The following is a 14,680-nucleotide window of genomic DNA, read 5'->3' on the forward strand; positions in this document are numbered from 1 at the left end:
GCAGGATACGTTCTCTGAATAGATCCAGTAAGCAATTTAGCGCGTGGGCTAGCATGTCTTTGCGTATCAATCCATATTGGCATAGAGCTAACATTATAAGGTGGACTCGAAATAATTATCGAACTCCAAAAATTTTTCCCCATACTCAAACTTACTCTTTCACATGCATCTCATCTATATCCACTTTATAGAGCATGACGGGATTCACCAGATCATCTATATTTGTAAGCGACGGTTTTCCGTTTATTATTTTCCCCAAATAACGCTGAGAACGTATTTTACTTTTCACTAACTGATTTTTCCCATCAGCTATTCTTATCAGTGATTCCGAGATATTTTTGAAGGTATTACTATTCATTAGTACATCAGAGATTCCGCCGTTTGTCCATATACCGTACTTCATACCGGATATAGTATTTCCGTCTATCAGAACATTTTTTATAGCATTATTTATTGCTATACCTCCAAATTGTACATTCTCTCCATCTCCACAAATATAATTCTTCACTATCTGAACATTATCAGCCGGAGTATTAATACGATTCAGAAAGATACCCGCAGTTTTAAACCTAGAAATATCATTACCTTCCACCAAGCAGTTCCCGCCAGATTCAAGGAATATTCCAGCCTTACAGTCAGCAATCGTATTATTTCTTATCTCGCCATTTTGCCGCCCTTTGTTTGCCTCAAAATCGATGGCGTTATCCTTTGTTTTTCTGATATTACATTGTTCAACGATAATGTCCGTTGGATTCTGAGCCTGAATGCCGATGTAACCCGTATTGATTATAGTTGTCCCATAACATTTACAAGAACGAGACCCCCTGGCAAATTGAATTCCATTATAGGTAACATTAGCAATCTTGGTTTTTGATGTAGTTGAACAGTTATTAGCATTAATAAACACTATTCCAGAAAAACCGTTGTTACCGCCAGCATTACTACCATCAACGGTAACTTCAATAACACAGTTACGTATCCCATCCGCTGAAGCGTTACTCATTATCGCACCACTTACCCCCTCACTCCCTTCAGCTAGAACAATTGTACCCTCCCCATAAATCCGTAAATCACTCCTTAATTTGAGACAAATCGAATTCCTTCCAATGATTCCAGGAACACCGGGGTGTTTTATCGGAGATACTATGTACTTCTTCGACAGATACAGGTTTTGGCATCCGGAATCTATTGCGGCCTGGATGGCGGGAGTGTCGTCACCACCACCTCCGGTGGCTCCAAACTGCTCCGGAGTAACAGTATCATTTCTAGACAAGGCAAGTGCCTTTTCACTAAACACACGGTTGGATACTACAATAACAGCAAGATATTTAAGGAAAAATCGTCTACTGCTTATCATTTTTTATTACCAAATTTAAACGACATCTCATCATAATACAGATAAGTATGATCGAAACATTGCAAAATGTTAGAGCTGGCAATAAAATGAGCCTGCACATTTTAAGATAATTCTTAATTAGAGAATTTTTCTTAAAAAAAACAACAGATTAAATGAATATATTATTGTTCTATATAAAAATATATCAAAGGAATAAAATGACTAACTTTCTTTATTGTTCTGTTTTTGTTCTTTTTTTGATGCCTAAAATAAATATAATATCTGTGGGTAACTATAATGCTGGTATACGTATAGATGATTTTATCATCGCTATATGGCTGTTTATTTTCCTGTTTGGTTACGTTTCAAACAAAAAGAATACAATTAGAGTCATTGACGCAAAATACTATAAATTTATTATATTTATATTTATAGGAACATGCTTTACACTATTATTTTCCAATCAAGGTTCTATCATATTTCCATTCAGATTCCTTGAATATTTTACATTTTTTATTATGGGTGTATATCTCGCAAAAAAAGATGTTTACATGATGGGAATGATGAAAGTGATTCTTTATTTTAATATAATCATTTCATTACTACAATCGATGGAAATTATTGGTGGGTTTACTGTTAGTGGTTATAATTCAGATGTGTCATCAAGAGTCATAGGGCTAACTAGCGGCCCTTGGGAGCTTGGAGTTTTATTGAACTTTCTCACTTGCTATTTCTTGTCCAGCAAGCAAGGGAATTCATATAAAATTATTATTTTTTTCATTTCCTTATTCGTTATTTTCCTTTCAGGTTCTCGTATGTCATTCGTTGCGCAAATGGTTGTGGCAGTTGCTTACTTACTAAAAACATCATCAGCATTAGGTGTTATAAAAAAAGTAATGATAATGGCTCCATTATTTGTTGCATCAGTTTTTTATCTTTCTAACTCTGCCATTGCGGAAAGATCGGTAAATCTTTTTAACGCAGATAACTTAATCGAATTACCCACGACATACAGAGCGACAACTTTACTTCATGGCAACCCTGACTGGTCAAACTTTGACATTCTGGGTGGTGATGTTGATGCAAGTTGGTCGATACGTTCCATTAAATGGGTTTATGCTGTTAAGTTATTCTTATCTAACCCGGTATTCATTGCCACTGGAGTAGGCGCGGGAACATTTGGTAATGCACTAGATGGTGACTGGCTCCGGATGTTGATAGAATGTGGAGTGGTTGGATTAATTTTATTTTTATCATTCCTTTCAGCAAATAAAAAACTTTCCTTAATGAATTATCTTATATTTTATTCATTTTCAATAAACATGATTATGATTGATATTTACATGTCTTATAAAGTAATGTCTTTTATGCTTTTCATTTTCGGGTATATGTATATAGAGACAAGAAAAACAATACAACAATTGACTTTAGAAAAATAAAATTTAAAGTATAAAATGCTTTTCACTCCTTTGTGAGTATACGAGAGGCATTTATGAATTCTCAATTGCCGGCTGGAGCCAGAGCGGTCATGCGCTGTGCCCAAAGGCGGGATGATCGCCTCGGAAGATGGCTTAATCATATCACTGAGCGCCGGGGAAAAATGAAAGCTACAGTGGCGCAGGCAAATAAGTTAACACGTATTGTCTGGCGGTTGCTGTCTGAACCGGTTGATTTCAATATGGATAAGGCATTTGCGATAAGGTAATACTGTTTGTAGCACAATATGCAATTTTACTGAGTTTGCGGGCACTGATGAAAAAATGGTAACCCTCCCTTGTGAAAGCCTGAAGTCGATCCTGGTAAAAAATACCAAATACCGGCAAAGTGATAAGGAAACAGGGTGCGGATGACATCATGGCGCGGGCAGGTTTTTCTCAAAATAGACGCCGGATATATGACAGCAAACCGGATCTCGTCAGTACTTGTAAAACACGGGACGTCCACATATGATCTACAATTACGTAAGTTATTTAGATCCGTATAAGCTTGAGCGCAAAATCAAACAGCAGTCGGCGGATAAAAAGCGCCGGTGGCAAAAACGTAATGCCCACTCTCCGCTGAACGGGCCATACCCATTATGCTGGATGATGACTTGGTTCCCTTCCTGGCCCAACAGTTGGCTCAATGAGATGCTGCCCTGCCGAAAATCGCTTTAGCTGATACCCATCACTCTATATAACGTTAATATATCTGCACAATGACAGTTCACCGATTGCTTACAAATATCTCATAGAAGTAAACACCTAATCTGAACCAAAAAGATCACGGGTATAGGTTTTTTCCGTCACATCAGACAGTTCCGGCGCCATACGGTTGGAAAGAATAACATCTGAGATTTTCTTGAATTCAACCAAATCGTGAATAACACGAGAACGGAAAAAAGTGTCTTCTTTCAACTCTGGCTCATAGACCACAACTTCAATTCCTTTTGCTTTGATACGCTTCATTACGCCCTGAATTGCAGAAGCGCGGAAATTATCCGATCCTGATTTCATCACCAGGCGGTAAACACCAACGATTTTTGGGTTACGCTCGATAACAGAATCGGCAATAAAATCTTTGCGGGTGCGGTTGGCTTCAACAATAGCATTGATTAAATTATTAGGCACACTTTCATAATTAGCTAACAATTGTTTCGTATCTTTGGGAAGACAGTAACCGCCATAACCAAAGGAAGGATTATTGTAGTGATTACCAATACGTGGGTCTAAACCAACCCCTTCAATGATCTGTTTGCTATCTAACCCATTAGTTTGTGCGTAGGTATCAAGCTCATTAAAATAAGCTACGCGCATTGCCAGATAGGTATTGGCGAACAGTTTTATCGCTTCTGCTTCCGTTGAGTCCGTATGCAACACCGGGACATCTTTCTTTATAGCCCCCTGTAACAATAAAGCCGCGAACTTCTCAGCACGCTCTGAACGTTCGCCAACAATAATACGGGAAGGATACAAGTTATCATACAACGCTTTACCTTCGCGTAGAAACTCCGGCGAAAAAATAATGCCTTCCGTATTATGCTTTTTCCGTGCTTGCGCCGTGAAACCAACTGGAACCGTAGACTTAACAATCATTATCGCATTTGGATTGATAGCCAACACATCGCTAATAACCGATTCCACAGAACTAGTATTAAAGTAATGCGTTTTTGGATCGTAATCAGTCGGAGTGGCTATAATCACAAACTCGGCTTGTTCAAAGGCTTCACGCTTGTCTGTTGTTGCCCGAAAATTAAGAGACTCGTTCTTCAGGAAATGTTCGATCTCCTTATCCACAATAGGAGACTGTTTATTATTTAGCAGCGCAACCTTTTCTTCAATGATATCTAAGGCAATAACATCATTGTGCTGAGCCAACAATATGGCATTGGACAAACCGACGTATCCTGTACCTGCGATTGCTATTTTCATTTTTCAACCATTTAACGTTAAATAAAAAATTAAAAATATTTATAAGAAGACTAAAAACATGATAAAAACCAATAGAAAAAATTCACATCGAATGCATTTATTACTTATTTTCAAGAAAGCAGATTATAAAATCATTATTACTGCCTAATGCATACATCTTTCAAAACACCATCAAATAGATAAATAACCCACCTCATAAAGTCAATTATTATATCATTGATCATAGGGAATTCTATAAGTTGCGCACTTCTTTTTTTACATGTTTATTATAATAATAATACTGGACAAGCAACCCCGTCATCTCAGCCAGCATTTCCCCTAAAAGCCCGCCCCAAACTCCATAAAAATAGCCAAAGAAACAAATAGCCAACACACCCACCACAGCAGAGGCAGCATTTGCAATCGATATTTTTTTGGATATGCCTATGGCGACCAAAGCTAAGCCATACCCCCTAGACATACAAATTATTGAGACTATAGCTCCAGCAAGAAAACAGTATTCCAAGCTTATATGAATTGTATTTGAATATATGTATGGGCTAATAAAATAACAAGTAATTGCAAATCCTATCATGCTAACAATCCCAACCACAAAATTAACAATAATTGAGATTTTTATCCTTTTAGCTCTTGTATCAACCGATGCCGTTCCAATCCAACTCTGCAAACGACTAGGAAACCCACTCAAGACTGATAAGGCCATTCTGAACAGCCGTTCAATACCTGCGAAAACGGCCACAGCTGCAGGATTCACAAATCCGATTAGTGTAATTGGTAAGGACGTGTAAAAAGTGCTAATCACTCGCCCTAAAACTAACTGATAATGCTCTTTAAATAACAATTTTAAGCCATTGTAATCATTTCTCTTCGGAATTAACGGTACTTTTAAAAAGTAGGATGCTAAAAACATTGACACAAGAAATGAGAGCAACAATGCAAGGCTATAAAAAATCAATCCACCGTAAATACGAATAAGAACAATACTAACGCCACACAGTATTAATTTTGGAATTACAATAAAGTAGAGGATATATTCAGGCTTATTCAAACCGATTAAATACCAATTAGGTAAAAGTGCCCCACAGGTAATAGCGATAGTCATTACAATTGCGGACAAAAGGAACTCATCAATCAAGAGCCAGCAAATAAATACTGAGATTTGAACACAAAAAAAACTTATAATTAACCGAGATGATAAAGACTTCCCATACCAAAACTTCCTTTTCGTATCATCTAAACCAGCTATCAACTGAGGACCAATTACCCCCCATCCCAGTTCTCCTATGACTGCACATGCACCGCCAATGGACTGAGCCACACCAACTGCAATGATAACTTTGCTGCCATACAAGGATGTTATTGTTGGATATACTATAAATGGTATCATTGCTGATAATAATGGAAGAACAAAATATAAAAACATTTTCCATATATTTTGTTTAGTGAAAATCATCACAAGACCTCAGTTAACAATACATCTGGAAATCGTTGTAATGACGTCATTCATCGGTCTCCCATAAGATTGAACCAAGGTTTCATCATATTCATAACAACCATTTTCATGTACATCCTGAATAGCACAAAAAAGTTTATCCGCCAATTTATCAGGCGATGCGACAGCCACATACATTCGTGGATGTAATCCCTGTCTAGTGCCATTCAGATCATTTGTAACTGCATATGCACCACTTGTTATCGCATCCAGCGGGGGATGCGATGGATGAGGACTACATTGAAGAGAAAAGACAATATCCGTCTCACCAAGTTTATTAAAATAACCCTCCCAAGATAGTTTACCTAATGAACGTAATGTCACCTTATCAGATAAGACTATATCTTCATGCTTCTCACCAGCACTTACAACTTCCAATTCATAATCGGTTACATCAATTTTTTTTGCAAGAAGAGTAAGTGCACCAATTCCTATATCAAACAAATTCCGGGGTTTACTGGGTCTGCCATAAAATAGTATTCTAATCTTTTTTGAAGATTTTCTGTCAGCACATGATTTCTTTAACATGTGCAAATCAATCTCAGGGAAGAAAACCAATTCTTCAGAGCAAGGTATGTTCGCTTTTTTTAATGCATTAAATAACGGATATGAATTTACTATATGATGAAATCCTATTAGATATGTCTCTTCTGTCAGAGCAAAAGCTGTAGACCATGGATGGAACCCGGATTCATGATCCTGAATTAAATACACTACGTTTTGTGGCTTGATTATACCAAGATGGGCCGCTACAGTTAAAGAATGTGCTGTCGTCCAATAAGTCGCTATCCATATATCATCAGGATTAACACTAAGATTTACGATATCATAATCACTTACAAACTCAACGCTAATATTTGGGAAAAGGTTATTAGCTATCCACCCCTTGCTCTGCTCATCAGGAAATATGCCGAACGTAATAATCCGAACATCTAAGGATAGATTTAATGATAAACGTGAAGTGAATTCCAGCGCTGTTTTAATTCCTGCAAAAACGCCATTAGGTGGTAACCCTGGCAAAATCAAATTTATTTTTTTTCCTACATTCGAATTAGTATTAATGCATGAAGCAGCTAAGCTGTACGTATTCAATCGGGAATAAGCCACAGCATGTTCGTATTTGGCACTCTTTTGGACATATAGCGCTGTTATTTTCTTTTCTTTAATTTTTGCATGAATTTTTGATTGTATTTTTTTTAACACAATGACCTCATCAATTATACTATAGCTAAAGACGGCAAATACAACTAAGAATATTTTATTAGTTCTTGGAACACTTAGGATGAACACCTAAAAAATACGCTTTTAGCATACTAAACATATTTCCCCAATTCATCTTTATAAACTCACTAAAAACTCCAGAAAAGAACTTATAATACAAATGTAAAGTAGGATATCTACGCGCAGAAATTGCTATATCTAATGCGCGTTCTCTGGTTCTGAAATCATTCTTATTTTCACTTTGTTCCAATCTGGAAAGAGAATGCATTAAAAAAGAAGACGAGCGAACTTTCACATTCTCTCCCTTACTCACAATCTTATAAATACGGCGAAAAAGGCTAAAATCCACACCGTATAAAGCATAATTTTCATCAAAGGGTTTTAAATTATGTTTCTTAAATTTCTCCACCAGAGTCCGATTTATGATCAAACCAGAACCGATGGACAAAGCAGATTCAGGATCTAGATCAGTATCTGTGGTGATAATTCCACTTTTACATACAGGATAATAAATTTTTTTATCACCAGTTGAAATAATCTTAGGAAGTTCTAAGTCTACACAACTGATTTTAATTGCATCAATGAAAGATTCTGATATTTCAGTATCATCATCGAGAATAATGAATTTCTCTGCGTTGTTGTATTTTGAAAAAATTTCATTATATATAATGCTAAGAGGCAAGTTATCAAGGCAATTAATTAACTCCACCTGATTATCAAAACAGTGCTCCAACTTAGCTAAAAACTCTCCTTCATAGTTTATTTCGCGAGGACCATTATTATGAATAACAAGTTTTGTATTGTTAAAACTATAATTGGATATTGTATCAAGGGTGGTGGACTCCTGAAGATCTTTATTATACATAATCACTAATATGATATTAGCCCACATGCTCACCTCTCATAAAAACCTCATCAATATTATCAGAAAGCACACATTAATTTTCGAAGTACATGAACAAAAAGGCTAAGGAGTTTTTTACTTCATATTCTTTATTGACAATTACCATCAATATTTTTTTCGACATAATCAAAAAACATCAATAAATGATATCTTTTTTATATAAAACATGAAATTTAGCAATAAAGAAAATTATTAGCCCTCCTGAAGCTCCGAACAATAACGGATTCACCGACCCCGAAAATATCCAAAGAGAAATAAAAATAAGCGGAACAGTAAATTTCATTCCTCCACGCGCGTCTTTTTGAATCGAATTAAAACACAAACTCATATATAAAAGAAGCAATACGCCAGCACCTAAGCTTCCCAACGTCATCAGCATCGATAAACTCTGGCTTTCGTATAGGTAAGGCGTATCCTCCGACCTCAAGGCATTAGGAATAAAGTATCCAACCCCATGTCCTAAAATAGGTTTTTCCGAGAACGCATATAATAACATTCTGTTTTGCCATACACGTTCGACATCTGACGCTATGTTTGAGTTATTGTCGCCACCAAATCTGGTTTCTATTATTTTAAAAACAAGTTCACCGAGTGGCGTCATGGTTAACAAAAAGAAAAGAACAACTGTACCTAGAATAAGAACCTTGAAAATTTTGAACAAATTAGCTTCAAGAACAATAGCAAGAGCGATAAAAAAAACCGTCTCTGCCCAAAATGCACGAGAAAGAGTAAGCAGCATTGAAATAATCAGCAGAACAAAAGCACCGTAAAGTAAAATCTTATTACCCTTGCCATAAATAATTTCTTTTGTGACGAAATACATGAAAAATGGAACAGCTGAATCTAAGGGTATTTGTAATCTGGAAATAAATGTCCCCTGAACCCCCAGTGACATCATTTGAATATTCCATGTATCGCGTATCCAGGTGATAACATCCCCCATGGCAATACCGGACAATAATGAAAATGCAAGAATACCAATTTTTATTATGGCAATAGCAACAAACATTTTTTTAATTGTTTTATAGATTAAAATTCTATTATCATCTGAATATTCGCTGCAACATATAAGAAACACAGCCACAATGACAGATAAAAACACATCTCTTGATTGCCCAAACACATACTCAGTCACATTCCCTTGAATAATAGAATACAAAACTGCAAACAATAAAAAAACAATAAAAGGGAAAACCTTTCGCGCCATCCGTTGTATCAGCACTGGCCTAGAAAAAATATACGCACCCATACTTAAAATAATTAATGGGCTACGTAAAGCCATTAAGTATATTGATAGATTTATAAAAAAACTTTTTCCTATTTTCATTAGAGTCTATCCCAATAGAATTCTATTCCGCGCCCGCGCAAGTATATAGATAATTCATTGCCATCTAGTTAAACATTTCTTTAGTGTCGAACTTGGCAACGATAAGAATGATTCATAGGCCTGTATTTATATTTCTCAACAAAAATAATATATATCCCATAACATGAAATTTATCTACCCCCCCCTCACAACCTATACAACTTAAATAAAAAACTATTATATTACACTAATTAACATAATTAAAATAGGAGCTAATTTATCCCGAAATTAATCAAAAGGCATTGGCGCGTGGCTAGGCAATGTGTTCTTAATAACTTTTTTACTATCAAATGTCCAATTAGGTAAATGATTAGTATAGATCGCAATAGGTTTGTTATCTAATGAAATACCATTCTCTGCGTTCACATCATTCTCAACATCAAGATTCCATTTTTCTATTGATACTTTCCCTTTTATCCCCGTCAAAATAGATACATTATTTTCACTATTTCGGTTATTATTCCAAGCAACAATTGAATAATGATTTTCTTTTTTCTTTTCTTTCAGAACGTAAGCTTCTACACCGTTACCGGGGAAATATCGTCCTACTAGCTCTCTCCCTTTCATTGAATCAACCGCCATTGCATAGGCTAATAACCTTAATTTTGGTTGCCAATTAACATCAAAGAGACCTGAAGAATATAGTTTATTATTTAAAAATCGATCCTGAGCCAAAAAATAGTCAACGCGTTTCATATCATAAAAGAAAAATGCTCGGGCAAATATTTTTATCATATCATACGGATTAGAATCTTTTTGATATACGATAGAGGTATCTAATTGCTCTGTATCTAAAATTTGCTTGGGCTTTAGATTAAATTTTTTCTGTTCTTCCCGGATAAAATTAGGTAGATCATCCTTCGGATAGACAAAATGATGTATTGAATAAGCATCTGTATAATTATCTATTCCAAGTCTGAACGCTTCATCGACAAATCGCCTTCCTCCATGACCTCCACCTAAAGAAGCATTTCTAGAATAAGTAGCAGAAAATGCAGTAGTTTTAATATGTTGCCCACTTCTATTGATAGCTTCTTTGAGCATTTTCATCTCTTGAACATATTGAGCGGGTGTTGAACGAATCCACCATACAGCCGGTGCATCCACCTCATTTGCCAATTCAGCGTATTCAACATTATGCCCTTTAAGCCTGGCAAGCGTTACATCAAGATAGTTATTGTATTCATTATAAAATCTTTCATTTACTGCCGATAACTTATTATTAGCGACGGTGAATTTTGCCGGAGGATAACCAAAAACAAATAACAATGAAAAGTCATATTCTTTGGCTTTTTTAAGCTGGAAATCTAATTCTTTAAAATTTGTAGGATTACCATTTTTATCACTTAAACGGTGCCAACAAGTCTCAAAACTTCTAAGGGAATCTACGCCGGCATGTGCCAACAATGAATAAACTTTATTTATCTTATTAATATCACCATCTGCTTTTATCGCAGGTATCTCCATTCCATGTAACCCGAATTGCGTGTCTGTATCTCGCCTAGAGCGCTGCTCTTCTAGATTTCTGATAATTACCTTATCATAAACATACTTCGACACATTATCATTGACTTCTTCTTTAGTTTCTTTTATCTGTTTAAAATAATCTGATTCAGCTAATGTTGATGTTGAAAAAGAAAAAGAGAACGAAAAAATCATAAAATAAAGAGAAGTATTTATAAATAAAGGCAGTGTCTTTTTCATAAAATTCCCTTCTGTCAGTCTTGAGCATAGCTTTGTTAAAAGAATATAATTAACCGTTATTTTCTTTCGATAAATTTCACCCATATATATTTTGCTACTGCGTATGCTAATGCCCTCGTTTTATAACGCCAAGCCACATCAACATCATTAATTGCAGAATGATATCTTGCCCAATAGGGCGTTTTCGATCTGCTGCTATTCCAACCCCGGCAATGAAATGCACTTATGTCATTTATGAGGGTTACCCCCCATTTTTTCTTTCTTACACGAAGAGATAGCTCTATATCTTCTTTATACATGTAATAATTACTTTCAAATCCGATATTACCAGACCTATCAGGACATTGCTCTAATGTAGTCTTTCTTACCAGCATAAAAGCGCCACATACAGCTTCAACCTCAGAGAAATCATTTTTGTTAGTATTATCACTTAAAACCGGCTGATTAGAACCTAAATCAAACCATCGACCAATAGTGTTACATGAAATACCCAGAGAATCATATATGCCAAGGGATCTCTTGTTGTCAATATCATATCTTATTAAAGGAATAGAAAATATTCCTGTTTGTTCAAATTTATCTTGAGATGCAATAGTTAAAAGACGATCCAAATCTTTCCCTTCAATCCTGGCGTCTGGATTTAAAAAAAGAACCCAATCAAAATCAGATATACTAGTAAGTGCTTTATTATTAGCAGCCACGAAACCAATATTTTCATACTCTTCAATATGAAGATGATGCTTTGTTTTTATATTATGTAAATATGAAGTATCTGTAGAGCCAGAGTCAATAATCTTAATTACTACATCACTTGTGGAAGAGTCTAATCCTTCTATTACCCAATTGATATGCTTATTACTATTATAAGTCACAATGATAATTAAACTTTTTTTTCCCACAATCACCCCATTAACTTAATCATAACGATTTATAGGTAAAAACTGCAAAGCATACTTCACAGCATATTTAGGGGCTTTCTTAGAAAAACTCCATGTAAGACTTTCCAGAAACCCGGCACGACGCTCTACTGTAGATATAATGAAATTTATAAAATCAAGATTTTCACCCTGATACATATCTTTATTTCTTTCTTTAAAATCAATTAATGCTTTACTAAACGGATAGCTTTTAGACACCCTATGCTCATTCTCCTTATGGTCATGATGCATTACATAGGTAGCCTCTTTAAATCTTCTGAAATTACCATGTTCAAAAGATAACCGTAACCAGGTGTCCCAGTCTTGCAATCTCCTGGCGCGAATGTCGAAACCGCCAATTTTTCTTAATTTTTCAGTTGTAGTAAATACCTGGTTAGATGCTATATTACAAAAAAGCAAATCCTCATAATTTCCCTCAATGTATTCTTTATTTCCTTTGTAATATAATTTATTTCTTCCATCAATATATCTTTCTATAAAATTACAACAAATAAAAGATAATTCATCACTCCAATTATTAACAAAAAACCTTATTCTGTTCGATGTGAACTCGTCATCATCATCAAGACCGGTAATAAACTCACCCGTTGCTTTAAATATTCCCATATTTCTGGCAACGCAGGCACCTTGATTATTATCATTCCTCAAATATACTATTCTCGAATCTTTTTCAGCTAATGTGCTTATATATTCTTCTGTTCCATCTGAAGAAGCATCATCGCAAACTAAAACCTCAATATTGGGGTAATCTTGTTTTAATACGGAGTCGACAGCTCTTCTAAGTTTATCCAGCCTATTGTGTGTTGTTATATATATACTAACTTTAGGCTTGTTTTTACCTGACATGATATCCCTCTACACTATAAAAATATATTCTATTAATAATTCATGCCATTTTATAGTTGGCATGAATTATAATTCCTATATTTTATTTATAATGTCATATAATGATTTTTCCCATTTTGATAATTCTATATCGAGTGATTTTATCTTGCTTCCATTTAGACTGGAGTATGCAGGCCTTTCGGCAGGGGTGGGATATTGCTCCGTATTGATTTTATTTACTTGAGGACATTTTGCTAATCTGTTTTGTTCAACGCCTATCCGAAATATCGCTTCAGCAAAATCACTCCACGCAACCTCATGGTCTCCACAATAATGATACACGCCGCCATCAGCATGCTGTTTTAGCAAATCAATAATCGCCTGAGCAATATCTCCCGCATACGTCGGGCAGCCGCGCTGGTCTGCAACAATCCCTAGTTCATCACGATCTTGCGCCAAACGCAGCATGGTTTTGACAAAATTATTCCCATACTCACTGAATACCCAGGCGGTACGGATAATAATCGCATCAGGCAATATGCTTAAAACCGCAACCTCGCCATCCAGCTTCGTTCTGCCATATACACCAAGCGGATTAGTTTTATCCGTTTCCACATAAGGCCGAGTAGCTGTACCGTCAAAAACATAGTCGGTTGAAACATGAATCAGACGAGTTCCATGCTCTTTAGCCGCAATAGCCAGATTTTCCGGCCCTGTTTTATTGACCAACGAGGCCAGTTCCGGTTCGCTTTCGGCTTTATCAACTGCGGTATATGCTGCCGCATTGATGATAACATCCGGTTGGAATGCTTTTACCGCCGTCAGAACCTTTTCCTGGTTGGTAATATCAAGCTCATCGCTATCTGTTGCCCATAGCAGCCAGCCAGCAGGCAGGCGATCCTGGAAACAACGTCCGAGCTGCCCCTTCGATCCCGTTAATAATACTTTCATGCGCTCAGTTCCTTAAACAGTTTTCCCAGTTTGTCTTTTTCGGAGAGCAGTGGGGCTGTTACCGGCCACTCAATACCGACTTCAGGATCATTCCACAGCAGGCAGCCTTCGTTTGCCGGGTTATAATAATCCGTGCATTTATATTCAAAATCGGCCATGTCCGACAACACTACAAACCCATGGGCCAGACCAGGAGGGATCCAGAATTGCGTTTTATTTTCTTCTGAAAGAATAACGCCTTCCCATGCACCATACGTCGGTGAATCTGGTCGAATATCGACGGCGACATCAAAGACTTCTCCCCGTACTACACGCACCAGTTTCCCCTGCGGATTGGACTTCTGAAAATGCAGCCCGCGTAATACACCTTTCGAGGATCGAGAGTGATTATCCTGAACAAAATCCAAATCAATTTGCAGCATCTCCTGATAACGTTTTTTTTCAAACGTTTCAAGAAAGAAGCCTCTCGCGTCGCCAAAAACTTTTGGCTGGATAATTTTTACGCCCGCAATACGGGTATCTTTAACCTGCAT

12 protein-coding genes are annotated in these 14,680 nt (G+C 36.3%); 1 reads left to right on the plus strand and 11 read right to left on the minus strand.

Going from position 1 to position 14,680, the window contains the following annotated elements:
* Positions 1 to 151 precede the first annotated feature (151 nt).
* Positions 152 to 1,357, minus strand: a complete 1,206-nt coding sequence (locus EH206_RS15155) for a right-handed parallel beta-helix repeat-containing protein (RefSeq protein WP_009113704.1) — start codon at positions 1,355 to 1,357, stop codon at positions 152 to 154.
* A 197-nt stretch (positions 1,358 to 1,554) separates the two neighbouring features.
* On the opposite strand from EH206_RS15155, the gene EH206_RS15160 reads away from it, so the two are divergent.
* Positions 1,555 to 2,775 (plus strand): hypothetical protein, encoded by a 1,221-nt coding sequence (locus tag EH206_RS15160; RefSeq protein ID WP_009113705.1) that lies wholly within the window; start codon positions 1,555 to 1,557, stop codon positions 2,773 to 2,775.
* 804 nt (positions 2,776 to 3,579) lie between these two features.
* Here EH206_RS15160 and EH206_RS15170 read toward each other — a convergent pair.
* From EH206_RS15170 to rfbC, 10 genes are all read right to left on the minus strand, one after another.
* Positions 3,580 to 4,746 carry a nucleotide sugar dehydrogenase gene (locus EH206_RS15170; protein WP_009113707.1) on the minus strand — a complete coding sequence of 389 codons (1,167 nt, stop codon included), beginning with the start codon at positions 4,744 to 4,746 and terminating at the stop codon, positions 3,580 to 3,582.
* A 232-nt stretch (positions 4,747 to 4,978) separates the two neighbouring features.
* Complete coding sequence (locus EH206_RS15175; RefSeq protein ID WP_009113708.1) at positions 4,979 to 6,199, minus strand: lipopolysaccharide biosynthesis protein; 1,221 nt, start codon at positions 6,197 to 6,199, stop codon at positions 4,979 to 4,981.
* Between the two features lie 9 nt (positions 6,200 to 6,208).
* Positions 6,209 to 7,441 (minus strand): rhamnosyltransferase WsaF family glycosyltransferase, encoded by a 1,233-nt coding sequence (locus EH206_RS15180; protein WP_009113709.1) that lies wholly within the window; start codon positions 7,439 to 7,441, stop codon positions 6,209 to 6,211.
* Between the two features lie 58 nt (positions 7,442 to 7,499).
* Positions 7,500 to 8,351, minus strand: a complete 852-nt coding sequence (locus EH206_RS15185; RefSeq protein WP_009113710.1) for a glycosyltransferase family 2 protein — start codon at positions 8,349 to 8,351, stop codon at positions 7,500 to 7,502.
* Between the two features lie 148 nt (positions 8,352 to 8,499).
* Entirely contained in the window at positions 8,500 to 9,690 is a 1,191-nt protein-coding gene (locus tag EH206_RS15190) for an O-antigen ligase family protein (protein WP_009113711.1), read from the minus strand.
* 267 nt (positions 9,691 to 9,957) lie between these two features.
* Positions 9,958 to 11,433, minus strand: a complete 1,476-nt coding sequence (locus EH206_RS15195; protein ID WP_009113712.1) for a hypothetical protein — start codon at positions 11,431 to 11,433, stop codon at positions 9,958 to 9,960.
* A 56-nt stretch (positions 11,434 to 11,489) separates the two neighbouring features.
* Positions 11,490 to 12,332 (minus strand): glycosyltransferase family 2 protein, encoded by an 843-nt coding sequence (locus tag EH206_RS15200; protein WP_009113713.1) that lies wholly within the window; start codon positions 12,330 to 12,332, stop codon positions 11,490 to 11,492.
* A 15-nt stretch (positions 12,333 to 12,347) separates the two neighbouring features.
* On the minus strand, positions 12,348 to 13,217 hold the full coding sequence (locus EH206_RS15205) for a glycosyltransferase (RefSeq protein ID WP_009113714.1): 870 nt from the start codon (positions 13,215 to 13,217) through the stop codon (positions 12,348 to 12,350).
* Between the two features lie 75 nt (positions 13,218 to 13,292).
* Positions 13,293 to 14,147 (minus strand): dTDP-4-dehydrorhamnose reductase, encoded by an 855-nt coding sequence (gene rfbD, locus EH206_RS15210; RefSeq protein WP_009113715.1) that lies wholly within the window; start codon positions 14,145 to 14,147, stop codon positions 13,293 to 13,295.
* Positions 14,144 to 14,680, minus strand: coding sequence for a dTDP-4-dehydrorhamnose 3,5-epimerase (rfbC, locus tag EH206_RS15215; protein WP_009113716.1), 537 nt, complete (start codon positions 14,678 to 14,680; stop codon positions 14,144 to 14,146). Before rfbC ends, rfbD begins: the two co-directional genes overlap by 4 nt.

The sequence above is a fragment of the Brenneria nigrifluens DSM 30175 = ATCC 13028 genome (genome assembly GCF_005484965.1).
GTDB classification, from domain to species: domain Bacteria; phylum Pseudomonadota; class Gammaproteobacteria; order Enterobacterales; family Enterobacteriaceae; genus Brenneria; species Brenneria nigrifluens.